The sequence below is a fragment of the Pseudarthrobacter sp. NKDBFgelt genome, assembly GCF_046097905.1.
GTDB lineage: Bacteria > Actinomycetota > Actinomycetes > Actinomycetales > Micrococcaceae > Arthrobacter > Arthrobacter polychromogenes.
On sequence record NZ_JBJURL010000010.1, the window covers coordinates 1 to 18,108 of the forward strand.

17 protein-coding genes are annotated in these 18,108 nt (G+C 67.4%); 3 read left to right on the plus strand and 14 right to left on the minus strand.

Annotated elements, in window-relative coordinates; translation table 11 throughout:
- Positions 1 to 98: 98 nt before the first annotated feature.
- From ACKAE7_RS04255 to ACKAE7_RS04270, 4 genes are all read right to left on the minus strand, one after another.
- A complete protein-coding gene (locus tag ACKAE7_RS04255; protein WP_408978589.1) occupies positions 99 to 335 on the minus strand; it encodes a hypothetical protein in 237 nt (78 codons plus the stop codon).
- 74 nt (positions 336 to 409) lie between these two features.
- A complete protein-coding gene (tyrS, locus tag ACKAE7_RS04260; RefSeq protein WP_408978590.1) occupies positions 410 to 1,723 on the minus strand; it encodes a tyrosine--tRNA ligase in 1,314 nt (437 codons plus the stop codon).
- 33 nt (positions 1,724 to 1,756) lie between these two features.
- Complete coding sequence (locus ACKAE7_RS04265) at positions 1,757 to 3,985, minus strand: HelD family protein (protein ID WP_408978591.1); 2,229 nt, start codon at positions 3,983 to 3,985, stop codon at positions 1,757 to 1,759.
- Positions 3,986 to 4,037: 52 nt separating this feature from the next.
- On the minus strand, positions 4,038 to 4,715 hold the full coding sequence (locus tag ACKAE7_RS04270; RefSeq protein WP_190613433.1) for a DNA-3-methyladenine glycosylase: 678 nt from the start codon (positions 4,713 to 4,715) through the stop codon (positions 4,038 to 4,040).
- Between the two features lie 106 nt (positions 4,716 to 4,821).
- Here ACKAE7_RS04270 and ACKAE7_RS04275 point away from each other — a divergent pair, with 106 nt between their 5' ends.
- Both ACKAE7_RS04275 and ACKAE7_RS04280 read left to right on the plus strand, forming a co-directional pair.
- Positions 4,822 to 6,336, plus strand: a complete 1,515-nt coding sequence (locus ACKAE7_RS04275; RefSeq protein WP_408978592.1) for an AlkA N-terminal domain-containing protein — start codon at positions 4,822 to 4,824, stop codon at positions 6,334 to 6,336.
- Positions 6,333 to 6,827 carry a methylated-DNA--[protein]-cysteine S-methyltransferase gene (locus tag ACKAE7_RS04280; protein ID WP_408978593.1) on the plus strand — a complete coding sequence of 165 codons (495 nt, stop codon included), beginning with the start codon at positions 6,333 to 6,335 and terminating at the stop codon, positions 6,825 to 6,827. The genes ACKAE7_RS04275 and ACKAE7_RS04280 overlap by 4 nt, the downstream gene beginning before the upstream one ends.
- Here ACKAE7_RS04280 and ACKAE7_RS04285 read toward each other — a convergent pair.
- The 10 genes from ACKAE7_RS04285 to argC all read right to left on the minus strand — a co-directional run bounded on the left by ACKAE7_RS04285 (position 6,824) and on the right by argC (position 16,955).
- On the minus strand, positions 6,824 to 7,600 hold the full coding sequence (locus tag ACKAE7_RS04285) for a maleylpyruvate isomerase family mycothiol-dependent enzyme (RefSeq protein ID WP_408978594.1): 777 nt from the start codon (positions 7,598 to 7,600) through the stop codon (positions 6,824 to 6,826). The genes ACKAE7_RS04280 and ACKAE7_RS04285 overlap by 4 nt on opposite strands.
- Before the next feature lie 9 nt (positions 7,601 to 7,609).
- Complete coding sequence (locus tag ACKAE7_RS04290; RefSeq protein ID WP_190613443.1) at positions 7,610 to 8,146, minus strand: pyridoxamine 5'-phosphate oxidase family protein; 537 nt, start codon at positions 8,144 to 8,146, stop codon at positions 7,610 to 7,612.
- A 132-nt stretch (positions 8,147 to 8,278) separates the two neighbouring features.
- On the minus strand, positions 8,279 to 9,694 hold the full coding sequence (argH, locus tag ACKAE7_RS04295; protein WP_408978595.1) for an argininosuccinate lyase: 1,416 nt from the start codon (positions 9,692 to 9,694) through the stop codon (positions 8,279 to 8,281).
- Positions 9,695 to 10,900: an argininosuccinate synthase gene (locus tag ACKAE7_RS04300; protein ID WP_188809412.1), complete on the minus strand. Its 1,206-nt coding sequence runs from the start codon at positions 10,898 to 10,900 to the stop codon at positions 9,695 to 9,697.
- Between the two features lie 46 nt (positions 10,901 to 10,946).
- Positions 10,947 to 11,477 (minus strand): arginine repressor, encoded by a 531-nt coding sequence (locus tag ACKAE7_RS04305; RefSeq protein ID WP_408978596.1) that lies wholly within the window; start codon positions 11,475 to 11,477, stop codon positions 10,947 to 10,949.
- The gene (gene argF / locus ACKAE7_RS04310; protein WP_190613451.1) at positions 11,477 to 12,487 is read right to left on the minus strand and encodes an ornithine carbamoyltransferase; all 1,011 of its coding nucleotides are present in this window, start codon (positions 12,485 to 12,487) and stop codon (positions 11,477 to 11,479) included. The genes ACKAE7_RS04305 and argF overlap by 1 nt, the downstream gene beginning before the upstream one ends.
- Positions 12,484 to 13,698, minus strand: a complete 1,215-nt coding sequence (locus tag ACKAE7_RS04315; RefSeq protein WP_408978613.1) for an acetylornithine transaminase — start codon at positions 13,696 to 13,698, stop codon at positions 12,484 to 12,486. The genes argF and ACKAE7_RS04315 overlap by 4 nt, the downstream gene beginning before the upstream one ends.
- Before the next feature lie 53 nt (positions 13,699 to 13,751).
- Entirely contained in the window at positions 13,752 to 14,705 is a 954-nt protein-coding gene (gene argB / locus ACKAE7_RS04320; protein ID WP_191036216.1) for an acetylglutamate kinase, read from the minus strand.
- Positions 14,706 to 14,760: 55 nt separating this feature from the next.
- Positions 14,761 to 15,927, minus strand: coding sequence for a bifunctional glutamate N-acetyltransferase/amino-acid acetyltransferase ArgJ (gene argJ / locus ACKAE7_RS04325; RefSeq protein WP_188809408.1), 1,167 nt, complete (start codon positions 15,925 to 15,927; stop codon positions 14,761 to 14,763).
- On the minus strand, positions 15,924 to 16,955 hold the full coding sequence (argC, locus tag ACKAE7_RS04330) for an N-acetyl-gamma-glutamyl-phosphate reductase (RefSeq protein ID WP_408978597.1): 1,032 nt from the start codon (positions 16,953 to 16,955) through the stop codon (positions 15,924 to 15,926). Before argC ends, argJ begins: the two co-directional genes overlap by 4 nt.
- Before the next feature lie 145 nt (positions 16,956 to 17,100).
- On the opposite strand from argC, the gene ACKAE7_RS04335 reads away from it, so the two are divergent.
- Positions 17,101 to 18,066 carry a quinone oxidoreductase family protein gene (locus tag ACKAE7_RS04335; RefSeq protein WP_408978598.1) on the plus strand — a complete coding sequence of 322 codons (966 nt, stop codon included), beginning with the start codon at positions 17,101 to 17,103 and terminating at the stop codon, positions 18,064 to 18,066.
- Positions 18,067 to 18,108: the final 42 nt, after the last annotated feature.

Genomic DNA, 18,108 nt, shown 5'->3' on the forward strand with positions numbered 1-18,108 from the left:
GGTCAATTCAACCAATCACTAAAACAATTGGTATCAACAAACTTGGCACACTATTGAGTTCTCAAACAACAGACACATTCGAATATTCCCGAAACAATTCATTTCCATGAATTCTTATTTCGTATTTCTTCGCTGCGATGTTTCAATCTTATTTCATTCATTTTCACTTTGCAAATCCGGTTGTTTTCCCGGAATTCACTCGGTGGAATGAATCCGCCCATCATAAAATGAAGCATTTCTTCGTTCTGCGCTTCCGCACATGGTGAAGTTGCTTCACTTTTTTGGTGGGGTTTGTCGCTATTTTTCCGCTTCAGCGGCGGCGACTCAGAAAACAATACACGCTCCACCGCGGCCGTGCAAATCGGCTGCGGAGGAGCGTGCAGAGGGCTCCATGAAGCGGCGGAAGAGCCTAGGGAACCAGGACCTCCACGGTTGCCAGGTTCTTCTTTCCGCGGCGCAGGAGCAGGTACTGCCCATGCAGCAGTTCGGACTCAGGAATGACTGCCTCGGGGTCGGACACCTTCTCGTTGTTGACGTAGGCACCGCCTTCACCAACGGTGCGCCTGGCCGCCGACTTGCTGTCGGACAGCCCGGAAGCAACGAGCAGGTCCACGATCCCCATCTCGTCCACCTGCACAGTGGCGAAGGGAAGCTCGGAAGTTGCCGCCTGGAGCGTGGGCTTGTCCAGGGCGGTCAAGTCACCGTTCCCGAAAAGTGCGGCGGATGCCGCAATGACCTTCTCCGTGGCTTCCACACCGTGAACAAGGGACGTCACTTCGTAGGCAAGCTTCCGCTGGCCTTCACGGGCGAACGGCCGTTCAGCCACAGCAACGGAAAGCTGCTCGATCTCCGCCTTGGTAAGGAAGGTGAAGACCTTCAGCCGGTCCACAACGTCGGCATCCGCCGTGTTGACCCAGAACTGGTAAAAGGCGTAGGGGCTGCACATGCCGGCGTCCAGCCAGATGGCGTTGCCCTCGCTCTTGCCGAACTTCGTCCCGTCCGCATTGGTGATCAATGGGGTCCCCAGGGCGTGGACGCTCTTGCCTTCCACCTTGCGGATCAATTCCGTACCACTGGTGAGGTTGCCCCACTGGTCCGAGCCGCCGGTCTGCAGCACGCAGCCGTAATCACGGTAGAGCTGGAGGTAATCCATCCCTTGCAGGATCTGGTAGCTGAACTCGGTGTAGCTGATGCCCTCATCCGAGCTCAGCCGTGAGGCCACGGCGTCCTTGCGCAGCATGGTTCCCACGCGGAAGTGCTTCCCAACGTCGCGCAGGAAATCGATGGCGCTCAGCGGCGCCGTCCAGTCAAGGTTGTTGACCATCTGCGCTGCGTTGTCGCCCTCGAAGCTGAGGAAACGGCGGACCTGCGCCTGGAGGTAGCCCACCCACTCGGCCACGGTGTCCTTGGTGTTCAGCGTGCGCTCGGCCGTGGGACGGGGGTCGCCGATCATACCGGTTGAACCACCCACCAGTCCGAGGGGCTTGTGGCCGGCCAGCTGCAGCCGCCGCATCACGAGCAGCTGGACCAGGTTTCCCAGGTGCAGGCTCGGCGCGGTGGGATCGAACCCGCAATAGTACGTCACCGGTCCGCCGGCGAGGAGTTTTTCGAGCTCCGCCTCGTCGGTGGAGACGTGGACCAGGCCACGCCACTTCAGTTCCTGCCAAATGTTGGCAAAAGTGGGGTCGTTCTGCTGCGATTCGAGGCTGATGAGTTCTGGCACGCCTTCTAAGTTAGCAGTATGCGGCGCGCCTGATCAGCGCTTGATCCCTGCCGGCACCGGTTCTGAAGCAATCAGCCGGAGCCGCTGGGTGGCCCGGGTCATCGCGACGTACAGGTCCCCCACTTTGCCGTGCTCATGGTTAAGCATCATGGACGGCTCAAGCACCACCACGCCGTCGAACTCCAGGCCCTTGGCTTCACGGGGGCTGATCACCACGATGTCCTGCTCGTAACTGCCGGCACCCGTGCCCACCCGGCGTCCATGGGCGGCGCGCAGGGCGGCGGTGGCTTCCGGCAGGAAGTGTCCGTCGGCAATGACGGCGAGCAGGCCGCCGTCGAGCGCGTCCAGTTCCTCCGGCAGGACCTCGACCAGGCGGCTGACCACCTGGCCGGGATCCACCTCGTCGATGACCGGCGACCAGCGTCCTTCGCGGACAGCCTTGGGCGCCGAGACCACCAACCCGGCCGCGTTGGCCATCCGGACGGCGGCTTCGGCGATCTGGGACGGCGTGCGGTAGTTCACCGTCAGCTCCTCCAGCTGCCAGCGATCCCCGAACATAGGTGCGAGCGCGCCCTGCCAGGAGTTGGCACCGGCCACCGAGCTGGTCTGCGCGATGTCCCCCACGATGGTGAAGGACCTCAGGGGGCAGCGGCGGACCAGCAGGCGCCACTGCATGGGTGAAAGCTCCTGCGCCTCATCCACCACGATGTGGCCGAAGGCCCATGTGCGGTCGCTGGTGGCGCGCTCTGCGGCGGTTTGCCGCGTTTCCTGTTCCTGGTTCTGCTCGGCCAGTTCCTCGGCAGACATCAGGGGATCCACCCCTGCCGCCTGCATGTTCACCAGGGTCTGCTTGGCGTTGGCAAGGTCGCGGGCACGGTCGTGCTCCTGCTGCGCGAGCCCGCGTCCTGCGGCCGGGTCCAGTTCGCCGAGCAGCTCGGCGGCCTCGTCCAGCAGCGGCACATCCGACTCGGTCCAGGGGGCGTCGGCCGGGCGCTGCAGGAGCGCCCGTTCAGCCGGAGACATGGTGGGGGTACAGAATTCCAGGATGGCCGGCTTGCTGAAGAGCTCCGAGATCAGCTTCTCCGGCGTCATGGGCATCCAGCAGAGGTTCAGGGCAATCCGTACATCGCGTGCGGAACGGACATCCTCGGCCAGGTAGGAGCGGTCTGCGTTGTTGCCGATGTTCCCGGCTTCCACCAGTTCGGTCATCTGTTCCGTGAGTTCGCGGAGCAGGATTTTGACGAACGTCACGCGCGCCTCGTTGTGCGGCTTGCCGGTGGAGCGGGCACGCTCGCGGGCACGGCGAACCTGGCGCGGCGTCAGCACCAGTTTGCGGCCGTCCACCTCCAGGATCCGGTCTTCAGCGGGAATCCGTTGGCGGTTGGCCACGGCGTTGGCCACCACGGCGGCCATGTCCAGGCGGCCCTTGATGGCAGCGACGTCGGCGTCCGGTTCCGGCACGGCGTGAATGCCGGGCATCAGGCGGCCCACACTGGCCATCACCACGCCGGTCTCGCCCAGGGAGGGCAGCACCCTTTCGATGTACTTCATGAACGACGACGACGGGCCCACGAGCAGCACCCCTGCGGTCTTGAGGCGGTCGCGGTGGGTATAGAGCAGGTAGGCAGCCCGGTGGAGGGCCACGGCGGTCTTTCCGGTGCCGGGTCCGCCCTGCACCACCAGGGCACCGGAGATGGAGGAGCGGATGATGCGGTCCTGCTCGGACTGGATGGTGCTGACAATGTCGGACATCCGGCCGGTGCGTTTGGAGTTCAGGGCAGCGAGGAGCGCGCCTTCGCCCTGCAGCGATTCGTTGTCCGCCAGCATCCCGGCGTCAAGGACGTCATCCTCGATGGCCTTGACCTCACGGCCCTGCAGGATCAGGTGCCGGCGGCGGCGCACGCCCTGCCGGTCAAAGGCCGTGGCCTGGTAGAAGTGGCCGGCTTCGGGCGCGCGCCAGTCCACCATGAGCCGCTGCAGGTCCTCGGTGGTGAGGCCAATGCGGCCAATGTACTGGGCTTCGCCGGAGTCCAGGTCCAGCCGGCCGAAGACCAGCCGGTCGTCCACCGCGTCCAGCTGGGCAAGCCGGTCCTCGTAGAGAGCAGCGAACGCGTCGCGCTCGGAGACGTTCTGCATGGTGCCCACAGCCCCGGCCCGGCGGACCTGCGCCAGCTGGCGGCGCTTTTCCTCGCGCAGCTCTTCCAGCCGTGCGTACAGGCCGGCTACATAGTCGCGTTCATGGGCCAAATCGGCGTCAAGCATTTAACGTTCCCCTATCGCAAAAGACAGACCTACCATTCTACAACCATTTCCGTTAACGCCCGTGAAACGTTGCCGGATCCGGTTTGGCTCCCCTGGGTTTGGCCGGCTTGTACTGGGAGACTGTGGGGTCGCCGGTGATCCAGAAGCGCCATGCGTACCGGTCCGTCCCTCCTGTGCCGGAGACCCCAACCCTTGGCCCGGAGCTCACCGGCCCTGCCGGCCGGGAGGGAAGGACCAGCCCGAACGGCGGCGCCAGTGCATCACGCCCGCTGTCCGCCGTCGTCAGGCCCAAGGCCTTGGCCAGCCGGGCGGGCCCCCTTGCAAGGTCGGCGGCGCTTTTGGACGTGGTCCGCCGGTGCCGGGCGAGTTCCACACCGTCCACGATCTCCCCTGCCCGCAGCAACAGGGCGGACGCCGTTCCTTCCGGCCCGCACACGATGTTCGTGCAGTGGTGCATCCCGTAGGTGAAGTAGACGTACAGGTGGCCGGCGGGGCCGAACATGGGTGCGTTGCGGGGCGTGGGGCCGCGGTAGGTGTGAGACCCGGGATCCGGGTGCAGGGAATCCTCGGGGCCCAGGTAGGCCTCCACTTCGGTGAGCCGCACCGACACCGCACCGTCCCTGGAGTCATGGGTCAGGACGGCGCCCAGCAGCAGGGGCGCCAACTGGCGGGCGTCTCCGGAAAGGAACTCCCGCAGCGGCTGGCCGGCCCCCAGCGGATTTCTGCTCATGGCCAGACTCTATCCAACGCCGGCGCCGCCCCTCACATATTTGACGCCCCACGGCCGTGTCCGATTTCCGCTAGCCTGCGCACCGGAGGGCTGGCACGATGGAGGAATGGACTTCTGGCAGCGCTACCGGGCGATCGACGCCCGGGACACCCGGTTCGACGGACAGTTCGTCACTGCCGTCCGGACCACGGGCATCTACTGCCGTCCGTCCTGCCCGGCCAGGACTCCAAAGGCCTCCAACGTCACCTTCTATGAAACCTCCGCAGCAGCGCACGACGCCGGCTACAGGGCCTGCAAGCGCTGCCTGCCGGAAGCGGTTCCCGGCACACCCGCCTGGAACCTTCGCCAGGATATTGCCGGGCGCGCCATGCGGCTGATCAGTGACGGCGTGGTCACCAGGGACGGCGTCGACGGCCTGGCGGCCCGCCTGGGCTATTCCTCCCGCCAGCTCAACCGCATCCTCAGCCAGGAACTGGGCGCGGGGCCGCTGTCGCTGGCCCGGGCCGGCCGCGCGCAGACTGCCCGGACCCTGCTGGTCTCCACCTCCATGAAGCTCGCAGACGTCGCCTTTGCGGCCGGGTTCAGCAGCATCCGCCAGTTCAACGACACTATCGCGGAAGTTTTTGGGATGACTCCCACCGCGCTCCGCACCGCGGGGCATCCGAAGGCCCCCGCCGGCTCCACCGCCCTCACCCTCAACCTCCCCTACCGTGAACCTTTCGACCCCGGTGTCTTCACCTTCCTGGCCGTCCGGGCCATCCCCGGGATTGAAGCAGGAACGTCCACCTCCTATTCGCGCACGCTGCGGCTGCCCCAGGGTGATGCGAGGTTCCGGGTGGATTACGACGCCGGTGCTCCGGGCCGGCCGCTGACCCTCACTATCGGCGCGGTGGACCTTAGGGACCTGCCGTCCCTGTTGAGCCGGGTACGGCGGCTCTTTGACCTCGATGCGGATCCTGAGGCGATCGACAGTGCACTGGCAGGTAATGCCAGGCTCGCTGCTGCAGTGGCGGGCACTCCCGGGATCAGGATGCCCGGTGCCATGGATCCGGCGGAAATGCTGGTCCGGGCCATGGCCGGGCAGCAGATCACCGTGGCAGCGGCGCGGACCGCACTCACCCAGCTGGCCGCCGTCGGACGTCCAAGCCTAAGCCCCGGCGAGGGCCTGGAGCGGATGTTTCCCACCCCGGCTGAAATCGCCGGCGGCGGCTCCGCGGTCCTGCGCGGACCGCAACGGCGGATCGCGGCCCTCCTCGCGGCAGCTGCTGCGATGGCGGACGGCGGACTCGACTTTGGCTATGGCGACAGCCCGGAAAGCCTGGCCGCCAAACTGCTTCCGCTTCCCGGCGTGGGACCATGGACCACGGGATACCTGGCCATGCGCATCCTTGGCGCCCCGGACGTTTTCCTGGCCAACGACGCAGCGGTACGGAACGGGATCCGTGCTCTCGGGGAGGGTACCGCGGCATCCACCGCGGACTTCCGGGAAGCCAGCCCCTGGCGCTCATACGCCACCATGCACCTGTGGCGGGCGGCAGCCCGGCGTGCGTCCGGTAACCGCAGGAGCACAGCAGCACACACAAACCAAGGCACCAGACCAGCAGAGGAAGCGAACCGATGAAGGCCCAGCTGCTTCAGATGACCACCCCGGACGGCCCGTTCACCGTCATTGCCCAGGACGGCGTCGTGCTCTCCAGCGGCTGGACAGACAACCCAGGCGAGCTGACCGGCCAGATCCACCCGTCCCTGCGGCCCGGAACGCTGGAACCTGTCAGCGGGCTGGGGGAAATCTCATCCGCCGTCGAAGCCTTCTACGCCGGTGACCCCGCGCCGGCGATGGGCGTTCCCGTGCGGCAGGTCTCAGGACCTTTCCGGGCCCATGCCTGGGATGTCCTGCGGCTGGTGCGGCCGGGACAGCCCGTCACCTATACCCAGTACGCGGAGCTCGCCGGCAACCCCAAAGCGGTGCGGGCAGCCGCCAGCGCCTGCGCCTTTAACGCCGCCGCACTGTTTGTGCCCTGCCACCGCGTGATCCGGACTGACGGCTCCCTGGGCGGTTTCCGTTGGGGGCTTCCCATCAAACAGAGCCTGCTGGCGCGCGAAGCCGCTTAGGCCTTCGAGCCGGTCCTGTCGGCGGGGGTTCCGGAAGGCCACGGCAGCAGCTCGGGCAGGTTCACGCCGTCAGCTGCGGCCGAGGCCCTCTGGCTGCCCAGCGTCGGCTCGCGGCCGGCGAGCCAGGCTGCGATATCGGTGATCATGCCGCTGATGACAGTGGACCGGTTGCCGCTGCCAATGCCGACCGGCTGGAGTCCCAGTGGCTGCAGCACCAGCTTGTCGTCGGGCTGGACCCTGGCCTCCAGAAAATCGAAGAGGTGCTCGCAGAACGGCCGGCTCCAGGTTTCCGGACCCCTGCCCGCCAGCAGGTCCGACGCGTGGATGACCAGTTCCCGCCACAGTGCCAGTCCGCCGTCCAGGACCACGCCCCCTCGAAAGGTGATGGGGGCGTACCAGCCGATCCGGTTCGCCGCTGAATCCTTGACGCCGGGCAGCGCGTCGAAGGCTTTGAGCGCCCGGTCCAGTGCGGCGGTGAGGTCCGCGCGGTGGGTGGCGGCGTCGTGGCCCGCTGCCATGTCGATGGCCTTGTTCCGGCCTTCCATGCCGCCGTCGTAAAGCTCCACGGCCTCTCCGCGCGCAGCGTACTCAAGCTGCCGGGCCATGGCGTTGGAAATTCCGGTCAGATGGGCCAGCACGTGCCCCCGGGTCCAGCCGGGCAGGGCGGAGGGCGCCTTCGCGTCTTCATCGCTGAACCGGGCAGCGTCGGCGGCAACGTTATCCGCGGCTTTGTGGAGCGCAGGGAGCAGTTCGTCTGGTGCGGGAGCTGTCATGGCGACAGCCTAACCCAGGGGTGAGCCGTCGGGACCGACGCGGTGCCGGACATGGTTGCCGTCGTGGCTCGCCTGCCAGAACTCGATCTCGGCGGGCCGAAGGGCGTAGAGCTGCCAGTGCGGGTTGGTGCTGCCGTCGGCCCGGGGCCGCTCCGCCCAGTCCTGCGCGGAGGCCTCGGCGGAGAGTTCGACGACGGCCCCGGCCACGCGGACCTGCCGGCCCTGGGAGGGCCAGTAGAAGGTCATGGCAGCATGCGGGTTGGCGCCCAGTTCCCTGCCCTTGCGTGAAGTGCGGGACGTCGCGAAGTGCCAGCCGTCGTCGTCAATGTTCTTCAGGATCAGCATCCTGGACGACGGTTTGCCGTCTCCACCCGCCGTGGCCAGGCTGCACGCATGCGGCTGCCGCTCCCCCGCTGCCAGCGCCTCCCCCAGCCAGTGCCTGAACAGCTCGGCAGGATCCGTGGGGGCGCTCTCCGGGTCAAAGCCCGGCAGCGTGTCCGGGAAATCAGGAAGCGCGCGGAGTTGCCTGCGGAACGGTTCGCTCATGGCACCATGCTAGCGGGGAGCGTCCGGCGGTTAACCCCCAACGCTCTCTCATTTGATGCATGAAAACCGGCAACGCTCCTGCACCCGGTGCAGGAGCGTTGCGGGAAACCTTGCATTAAGTGAGAGAGCGTTTTACCCGGCGTAGTGCCGCGCTTCCTTCAGCTCCGCCTCCAGCGCAACCAGCTGGCGTTCGACGGCGGCGGGCGCAGTTCCGCCTTGGGAGTTGCGGCTGTTGAGCGAGCCCTCCGTGGACAGGACGGTGCGGACCTCCGGCGTGAGGTGCTCCGAGATGGCCGCGTACTCCCCGTCCGTCAGGTCCCACAGCTCCACGCCGCGGGATTCGGCCTGCTTCACGGCAGCACCGGAAAGCTCGTGGGCTTCCCGGAAGGGTACGCCCTGGCGGACAAGCCATTCAGCAATGTCAGTGGCCAGCGCGAAGCCCTGCGGTGCCAGCGATTCCATCCGTTCGGTGTTGAACTTCAGGGTAGCGATCATGCCCGAGACCGCCGGAAGCAGGAGCTCCAGGGTGTCGGCGGCGTCGAACACCGGTTCCTTGTCCTCCTGCAGGTCGCGGTTGTACGCCAGCGGCAGGCCTTTGAGGGTGGCCAGCAGCCCGGTCAGGTTGCCGATGAGCCGGCCTGCCTTGCCGCGCGCCAGCTCCGCCACATCCGGGTTCTTCTTCTGCGGCATGATGGACGACCCCGTGGAGTAGGAGTCATGCAGCGTGACGAAGGAGAACTCCTTCGTTGCCCAGAGGATGACCTCCTCGGAGATCCGGGACAGATCCACCCCGATCATTGAGCACACCCAGGCGAACTCGGCGAAGACGTCGCGTGAAGCGGTGCCGTCGATCGAATTGTGGGAGGCGGAGAAGAAGCCCAGGTCCGCGGCCACCGCCTCCGGGTCCAGCCCCAGCGAGGATCCGGCCAACGCACCCGAACCGTAGGGCGAGACGCCGGCCCGCTTGTCCCAGTCCTGGAGCCGCTGTACATCGCGCAGCAGCGCCCAGGCGTGGGCCAGGAGGTGGTGGCTGAGCAGCACCGGCTGGGCGTGCTGCAGGTGGGTCCGGCCGGGCATGGCAACGCCGTGGTGCGCCTTGGCCTGCTCCACCAGGGCGTCCACCGTGGAGAGCACCCCGCGGGCGATGATCCGGGCGTGGTCCCGCAGGAACATGCGGCCCAACGTGGCCACCTGGTCATTGCGGGACCGGCCGGCACGGAGCTTGCCGCCCAGCTGGGTTCCGGCGCGCTCGATCAGGCCGCGTTCCAGCGAACCGTGAACATCCTCATCGGACTCCGCCGGCAGGTAGGCGCCGGACGCCACGTCCTCATCCAGCTGCGTGAGTGCGGCCAGCATGCCTTCAAGCTCGGCGCCGTCCAGCAGCCCGGCCTTGTGCAGCACGCGGGCGTGCGCCTTGGACCCGGCAATGTCGTAGCGGGCCAGCCGCCAGTCAAAGTGCGTGGACTTGCTGAGCGCCGCCAGGGCGTCGGCGGGGCCGCCGGCGAACCGGCCGCCCCACAGCGCACCTTCGTTTGTAGCGGACACCACTTACTGACCCGCAACGCGGATGTCGCGGCCGGAGGCAACCTTGGCGGACATGCCCCACAGCTCGATGAAGCCGCGCGCCATGGACTGGTCGAAGGTGTCGCCGGTGTCGTAGGTGGCGAGGTTGAAGTCGTAAAGCGAGGTGTCGGACCGGCGGCCGTTGACGATGGCCTGGCCTCCGTGCAGCGTCATGCGGATGTCGCCGGAGACGTACTTCTGGGTGTCCTCGATGAACGCGTCCAGGGAGCGCTTCAGCGGGGAGAACCACTGGCCGTCGTACACCAGCTCGGACCAGCGCTGGCCAACGGTGGCCTTGAAGCGGGCCTGCTCGCGCTCAACGGTGATGTCCTCGAGGTGCTTGTGCGCTGTGATCAACGCCATCGCGCCCGGAGCCTCGTAGATTTCGCGGGACTTGATGCCCACCAGGCGGTCCTCAACGACGTCGATGCGGCCCACGCCCTGGGCGCCGGCACGGCGGTTGAGTTCCTTGATGGCCTGCAGCGGGGTGACCTTGACGCCGTCGATCGCCACCGGAACGCCGGCTTCGAAGGAAATGACAACCTCGTCCGGTGCCGGGGGGAACTCCGGGGTGGCGGTGTAGTCGTAGATGTCCTTGGTGGGGGCGTTCCAGATGTCCTCGAGGTAGCCGGTTTCCACGGCGCGGCCCCAGACGTTCTGGTCAATGGAGTACGGGTTTTTCTTGGTGGTCTCGATCGGCAGGCCCTTTTCCTCGGCGAAGGCGATGGCCTTGTCGCGGGTGAGCGCCAGGTCGCGGACCGGGGCGATGCACTTCAGGTCCGGGCCGAGGGTCTGGATGCCCACTTCGAAGCGGACCTGGTCGTTGCCCTTGCCGGTGCAGCCGTGGGCCACGGTGGTGGCGCCGAATTCGCGGGCAGCCTTGACCAGGTGCTTGACGATGACCGGGCGGGAGATGGCGGACACCAGCGGGTAGTGGCCCTGGTAGAGGCCGTTGGCCTTCAGCGTGGGCATGCAGTATTCGTTGGCGAACTCGTCGGAGGCGTCGGCCACGTAGGCTTCGACGGCGCCGCAGCCGAGGGCGCGCTGGCGGATGGTTTCCAGGGACTCTCCGCCCTGTCCGACGTCGACCGCCACGGCGATGACCTCGGCGCCGGTGGCTTCACCGATCCAGCCGATGGCTACTGAGGTGTCCAGGCCGCCCGAGTAGGCGAGCACAATGCGTTCAGTCACTTCGAATGCTCCTTGTGATTGGGGTTTGTTGATGTTGTCTTCAAGCTTATTGCCCGGATTCTTCAGCCAGCTGCAGGAACCTGGCGGCGAGGTCCTGGCCGCCCTGCGGGTCCCGGGCCACCAGCAGCACGGTGTCGTCCCCGGCAATGGTGCCCAGGATGGACGGCATCACCGAGTGGTCGATGGCCAGTGCCAGGAAGTTAGCCGCCCCGGGCGGGGTGCGGAGCACGGCGATATTGGCCGAGGCCTCCGCGGTGACCAGGAGTTCGCTGCACAGCCGTGCCAGCCGGGCGTCCAGGATCTCCTGGCTCACCCCGCTCCTGGCGGCCCGCTCACCGCCCTCGCCGGGTACGGCGTACACCAGCACGCCCTCCTTGCCGCGGACCCGGACCGCGCCGAGTTCCACGAGGTCCCGCGACAGCGTTGCCTGGGTGACCTGCACGCCGTCGTCCGCCAGCAATGCTGCCAGCTCTGCCTGGGAACGCACGGACTCCCCCGTCAGGATGGCGGTGATGCGCGCCTGGCGGGCTGTCTTGGTGGCCGGGCTGGAACCCGGCGAGGCCGGTTGGGCGGACACTAGAACGTGCTCTCCCCGGTGCCTTCAACGGGTGCGAGCCCGTCAACGAAGGCCAGGCCGGAACGGTGCATCAGCCAGGCCATCAGGGCCTTCTGGGCGTGCAGCCGGTTTTCGGCCTCGTCCCAGACGATGGACTGCGGACCGTCGATGACGCCGGCAGAGATTTCGTAGCCGCGGTAGGCGGGCAGGCAGTGAAGCACGACGGCGTCTTCCGCGGCCTGTGCCATGGCGGCCTCGTCCACGGCGTACTCCCGGAACAGCTGCATCCGGGCTTCCTTTTCCGCCTCCTGCCCCATGGACACCCACGTGTCCGTGGCAACGACGTCGGCCCCTTTCAAGGCCTCCGCCGCGTCGGTGGTGATGAGCACGGAGCCGCCCGTCTCCGCAGCGCGTTCCTCGGCTGCGGCCACGATGTCCGCCGCCGGCAGGTAGCCCTCCGGACCGGCGATCCGCACGTGCATCCCGGCCGTGACTCCGGCCAGCAGGTAGGAATTGGCCATGTTGTTGGCGGCGTCCCCCAGGTAGCTCATGGTGAGGCCCTTGAGTTCGCCCTTGTGCTCTTTCACGGCCAGCAGGTCCGCCAGCAGCTGGCAGGGGTGGTAATCGTCGCACAGGGCGTTGATCACCGGAACCCGGGAGTTCTCCGCCATGGCCACCAGGCCGGCGTGGGCGCCTGTCCGCCAGACGATGGTGGACACCATCCGCTCCAGGACCTTGGCGGTGTCCTCCACGGATTCCTTGTGCCCGATCTGGGCCTCTCCAGGGTTGATGATCAGGGCGTTGCCGCCCAGGTCCGCGATCCCTGTGGCGAACGAGACCCTGGTCCGGGTGGAGGTTTTGTCGAAGATCACGGCCACCGTCTTGCGCCCGCTGCCCTCGGCGGCGTACGGCTGGACGCTGTAGGGCGCCGCCTTCATCCGGGCTGCGAGGCTGAGGACCTCGGCCTGTTCGGCGGGGCTGAGGTCCGTGTCCTTGAGGAAGTGCCGGGTAGCGCTGGCTGCTGGTGTCACTGGGCGTCCTTAGCTGCTTGGAGGATTGCCGGGAAGGCGTCGAGGAAGGTGTCTGCCTGCGCCGTGGTCAGGACCAGCGGCGGCGCAAGGCGGATGGTGCGGGGGCCGGGGCTGTTGACGATGAACCCAGCGTCAAGGCCCGCCTGCACCACGGCCGGGGCGACGTCCGCATCCAGGTCGAAGCCGATGAGGAGGCCTTCGCCGCGGACTTCGGTGACGCCCGGCAGGCGGGCCAGTCCGGCCCGCAGGTGCCCCCCCACGGCTGAGGCGTTGGCCAGCACGTGCTGGCTTTCGATGGCGTGCAGGGTGGCGAGGGCGGCCGCCGTCGCCACCGGGTTCCCGCCGAACGTGGTGCCGTGCTGGCCCGCAGCCAACAACGACGACGTCTCCGGACCATAGGTGATCAGGGCACCGATCGGGAAGCCGCCGCCCAGGCCCTTGGCCAGGGTAACGGCGTCGGGCATGATCCCGGCATCCTCGCTGGCAAGCCATTTCCCGGTGCGGCCGATGCCCGTCTGCACTTCGTCGAGGATCAGCAGAGCTCCCACCCTGGCGGTCAGCTCGCGGGCGGCCCGAAGGTATCCGGGCGGCAGGGGGCGCACGCCCGCCTCGCCCTGGATGGGCTCCAGGAAGACGGCGGCCACGGTCTCGTCAACGGCGTCCTTCAGTGCCTCCACGTCGCCGAAGGGAATGTGCACGACGCCGGCGGGCAGCGGCTCGAACGGCTCGCGGTAGGACTCTTTGGCGGTCAGCGCAAGGGCGCCCATGGTCCGGCCGTGGAAGGCCCCCTCGAGGGCGATGATCTTGGTCCGTTTGGCGCCGCTGCCGCCCGTATTGCGGCGGGCCAGCTTGAAGGCGGCCTCGTTGGCCTCGGTGCCGGAGTTGGTGAAGAACACCTTGGAACCGGCAGGGGCGTCGGTGAGGGCCAGGAGCTTTTCGGCCAGCGCGATCTGCGTGGGGCTGGTGAAGAAGTTGGAGACATGGCCGAGGGTGGCCAGCTGGCTGGAGATCACGGACGTGACGAACGGGTTGGCATGGCCCAGTGCGTTGACGGCGATGCCTCCGAGCAGGTCGAGGTACTCCTTGCCGTCGGCGTCCCAGACCAGGCAGCCGGCGCCGCGGACCAGGACGCGCTGCGGGGTGCCGAAGACGCCCATGAGGGAGCTGGCGTACCGGGCGAGCCACTCTGGGCCGCTGCCGCTGCCGGTCATCACGGAAGCCTTGGCGTCTTTTTCGTCCGCCGGACTCAGGTCAACAGTTTCGTTCATGCGTTCGCCTCCTCGTCGGGGACCACCTGGGTGCCGATGCCCGCGGTGGTAAAGGTTTCCAGCAGCATGGAGTGTGCCAGGCGTCCGTCCACGATGTGTGCGCGTTCCACGCCGCCGTCGATGGCCTTGAGGCAGGCCTCCATCTTGGGGATCATGCCGGACTCCAGCGAGGGCAGGAGCGCCCGCAGGTCCGATGCCTTAAGGGAGGAGATCAGCGAGGACTTGTCCGGCCAGTTGGCATACAGGCCTTCGACATCGGTGAGGATCACGAGTTTTGAGGCACCGAGGGCTTCGGCCAGGGCGGCCGCCGCGGTGTCCGCATTGACGTTGAGCACCTGTCCCGTGGTCTGGACGCTGCCGTCTGCTGCGAACCCATCGACGTCGATTTCCGGGGCCACCGTGGAGATCACGGGGATGCGGCCGGCGGCGAGGATGTCCAGGATGCCTTCCGGGTTCACGCCCACTACTTCGCCCACCAGGCCCAGGTCCACTTCTTTGCCGTCGATGACGGTGCCGGTGCGCACGGCGCGCAGCAGCCCTCCGTCTTCACCGGACATGCCCACGGCGTAGGGGCCGTGGGAGTTGATCAGGCCCACCAGTTCGCGGCCCACCTGGCCGGTGAGGACCATGCGGACCACGTCCATGGCTTCCGGAGTGGTGACCCGCAGGCCGCCCTTGAACTCGGACTCGATGCCAAGCCGGGCCAGCATGGAGTTGATCTGGGGCCCGCCCCCGTGCACCACCACAGGGTGGATGCCCACGTGGTGCAGGAACACAACGTCCTCAGCGAAGGCACGGCGCAGCTCGTCGTTGACCATGGCGTTGCCGCCATACTTGATCACCATCGTGGTGCCGGCAAAGCGCTGGATCCAGGGCAGCGCCTCGATCAGGGTGCCGGCCTTGCTTTGGGCGTCAAGCGTGGACGTGGTTTCGCGGGTGCGGGTATTCATCAGGCAGTTTCTCCAGAGTTGCCGGGGGCCGGAAGGGGCCGGCTCAGGTGGTGCGTCAGCTTGAGTAGGCGCTGTTCTCGTGCACGTAGTCGTGGGTCAGGTCGTTAGTCCAGATGGTGGCCTCGGCGTCGCCGGCCTGGAGGTCGATTTCCACCAGGACCTCGCGCGGTTCCAGGTCCACCAGGCCGCGGTCGTCGCCGATGCTGCCGTTGCGGCAGATCTGGACGCCGTTCATGGCCACATTGAGCTGGTCGGGTTCGAAGACGGCGTCGGTGGTGCCGACGGCGGACAGCACCCGTCCCCAGTTGGGGTCCTTGCCAAAAATGGCGGCCTTGAAGAGGTTGGAGCGGGCCACGGAACGGCTGACGGTTTCGGCGTCCGCTTCGCTGGCAGCATTGAAGGTGCGGATGGCGATGTCGTGGCTGGCACCTTCGGCGTCCCCAATCAGCTTCCGGGCAAGTTCGGCGCAGACCTGGGTCAGGCCGGCACCGAAGACCTCGGCGGACGGCACGGCGCCGGAGGCACCGGAGGACAGCAGGACCACGGTGTCGTTGGTGGACATGCAGCCGTCCGAGTCTGCCCGGTCGAACGTGACCCGGGTGGCGTCGCGGAGGACGACGTCGAGCAGTTCCGCGTCCACCGCCGCATCAGTGGTGAGGACCACCAGCATGGTGGCCAGGCCCGGAGCCAGCATGCCCGCACCCTTGGCGATCCCGCCGATGGCGAATTCCTCGCCGTCCGCATCGGTGCCGATAAACAGCGCCGCCTTGGGAACGGAGTCGGTGGTCATGATGGCGGTAGCTGCCTCGGGGCCGCCGTCGGCGCTCAGCGCGGCGGCCGCAGCCTCCACACCGGGAAGGATCTTATCCATGGGCAGCTGCTCGCCGATCAGGCCGGTGGAACACACAAACACGTCCGTGGCGGAGATGTCCAGGACCTTGGCCACCTTTTCGGCGGTGCTGTGCGTGTTCTGGAAACCAACTGGCCCGGTGCAGGCGTTCGCTCCGCCGGAGTTGAGGACCACCGCGTCCACGCGGCCGTCCGAGACCACCTGGCGGGACCAGTGCACAGGCGCTGCGGCGACGCGGTTGCTGGTGAAGACGGCAGCGGCGGCCTTGGACGGGCCGTCATTAACCACCAGGGCAAGGTCCGGTTTGCCGGAGGCTTTGAGTCCGGCGGTGACGCCGGCGGCCCGGAATCCACGGGGGGCGGTAACGGTCACGGGGCAACTCCCTGCAGGTCAAGGCCGGCGGTTTCCGCGAGGCCGAGGGCAATGTTCATGGACTGGACGGCGCCACCGGCGGTCCCTTTGGTGAGGTTGTCGATGGCGCAGGTGACGATCACCCGGCCGGTATGGGAATCGAACGCCAGCTGCATGGCGGCATGGTTCGACCCCTGCACGGACTTCGTGGCGGGCCACTGGCCTTCCGGGAGAACATGCACGAACGGTTCGTCGTCGTACGCATCGGCCCAGGCCTGGCGGAGCTGCTCCGCCGTGGTGCCGGCTTTGACCTTCGCGGTCGCCGTGGTGAGGATACCCCGGCTCATGGGCGCCAGGGTGGGCGTGAAGGACACGGTGACCTGTTCGCCCGCGGCGTTGGACAGGCCCTGTTCGATCTCGGGGGTGTGGCGGTGTCCGCCGCCAACGCCATAAGGGCTCATGGAACCCATGACCTCTGAACCGATGAGGTTCACTTTGGCGGCCTTGCCTGCACCCGAGGTGCCGGAGGCAGAAACGATGACGACGTCGTCGGGCTGGAGGAGCCCGACGGTGAACCCGGGCGCCAAAGCCAGCAGGGCCGACGTCGGATAGCAGCCGGGCACGGCGATGCGGTTGGCGCCCTTGAGGGCTTCGCGCTGGCCCGGGAGCTCCGGCAGGCCGTAAGGCCAGGTGCCGGCGTGGGCGGAACCGTAGAACTTTTCCCAAGCCGCCGGGTCCTCCAGCCGGTGGTCTGCGCCGGCGTCGATGACGACGGTCCCCGCCGGCAGCTGGGCTGCTATCTCCGCGGAGGCGCCGTGCGGCAGGGCCAGGAAGACGACGTCGTGGCCGGACAGGTTGTCCACCGAGGTGTCCTCGAGGATGCGGCTTGCGAGCCCGTGCAGGTGGGGCTGCAGTTCGCCGAGCCGGGATCCGGCATTGCTGTGGGCCGTGATGGCTCCAATGGTGACGCCAGGATGCCCGGCCAGGAGGCGCAGAACCTCTCCCCCGGCGTATCCGCTGGCGCCGGACACTGCAACAGAAATAGTCATGACCACCATCATACAGCAAAAGTATTCACTGATGCCGATATTTATGCATGCAGCGGAAGGTGCCCGCTATGGGGCTTCCGCGGACTGTCCCTAGGATGGTGGCAGCAGCCGGAGCCGGAAACGCCGGGACCGGGAAAGGTGAGCAATGACCCACGCAATCGTCGCACGTCAGGCAGGCGGACCGGAAGTCCTTACCTACGAGGACATCGAACGCCCTGTCCCGGGGCCTGGCCAGCTCCTGGTGAAGGTGGGGGCAGCGGGCGTTAACTTCATTGACACATACAAGCGCAGCGGCACCTACAAGGTCCCCTTCCCGTTCACCCCCGGGTCAGAAGCCGCCGGCACCGTTGAAGCAGTGGGCGACGGCGTCACGGGGTTCGTCCCCGGCGACCGGGTGGCCACGGCGGAAGGCATCAACTGCTACGCGGACTATGCGCTGGTTGATGAGGCCGCCGCCCTGCCGGTCCCGAAAGGCCTGGACGACATGACGGCAGCCGCGCTCCCCCTGCAGGGCATCACGGCGCACTACCTGATGAACTCCACTTTCAAGGTGGAGCCGGGGCACACCGTCCTGCTGCACGCGGGCGCGGGGGGCGTGGGCCTGCTGCTGATCCAGCTGCTCAAGGCCCGCGGGGCGGAAGTCATCACCACCGTCTCCACGGACGCGAAGGAGCAGCTTGCGCGCGACGCCGGCGCCGACCACGTGCTGCGGTACGAAGGCTTCGCTCCGCGGGTCAGGGATATTACCAGCGGCACCGGCGCCGACGTGGTGTACGACGGCGTCGGGCAGGACACGTTCGACGGCTCACTGGCCGCTTTGCGCGTCAGGGGGATGCTGGTCCTCTTCGGCGCTGCCTCCGGCCCGGTTCCGCCCGTTGATCCCCAGCGCCTGAATGCCGGCGGCTCGCTGTTCCTGACCAGGCCCACCATGGGGCACTACCTGCGGGACGCTGCGGAGCGGCGCTGGCGCTCCGGCGAAGTGTTCGCGGCGGCGGCGAACGGCAGCCTGAAGGTCCGGATCGGCGCCCGGTACCCCCTGGTGCAGGCTGCCCAGGCACACCGCGACCTGGAGGGGCGGAAAACCACTGGAAAGGTCATCCTGGTTCCGTAGGAAGGACAGCAACGCGACACAGGGAAGGTCCCCGCAGCCCTG

Bases quoted from the DNA above. Each gene is read 5' to 3' on its own strand.
- ACKAE7_RS04285 (WP_408978594.1), bottom strand. From the start codon at position 7,600: ATGACAGCTCCCGCACCAGACGAACTGCTCCCTGCGCTCCACAAAGCC.
- ACKAE7_RS04265 (WP_408978591.1), bottom strand. From the start codon at position 3,985: ATGCTTGACGCCGATTTGGCCCATGAACGCGACTATGTAGCCGGCCTG.
- ACKAE7_RS04335 (WP_408978598.1), top strand. From the start codon at position 17,101: ATGACCCACGCAATCGTCGCACGTCAGGCAGGCGGACCGGAAGTCCTT.
- ACKAE7_RS04270 (WP_190613433.1), bottom strand. From the start codon at position 4,715: ATGAGCAGAAATCCGCTGGGGGCCGGCCAGCCGCTGCGGGAGTTCCTT.
- argB (WP_191036216.1), bottom strand. From the start codon at position 14,705: ATGAATACCCGCACCCGCGAAACCACGTCCACGCTTGACGCCCAAAGC.
- ACKAE7_RS04280 (WP_408978593.1), top strand. From the start codon at position 6,333: ATGAAGGCCCAGCTGCTTCAGATGACCACCCCGGACGGCCCGTTCACC.
- argC (WP_408978597.1), bottom strand. From the start codon at position 16,955: ATGACTATTTCTGTTGCAGTGTCCGGCGCCAGCGGATACGCCGGGGGA.
- ACKAE7_RS04275 (WP_408978592.1), top strand. From the start codon at position 4,822: ATGGACTTCTGGCAGCGCTACCGGGCGATCGACGCCCGGGACACCCGG.
- ACKAE7_RS04290 (WP_190613443.1), bottom strand. From the start codon at position 8,146: ATGAGCGAACCGTTCCGCAGGCAACTCCGCGCGCTTCCTGATTTCCCG.
- ACKAE7_RS04315 (WP_408978613.1), bottom strand. From the start codon at position 13,698: ATGACCGGCAGCGGCAGCGGCCCAGAGTGGCTCGCCCGGTACGCCAGC.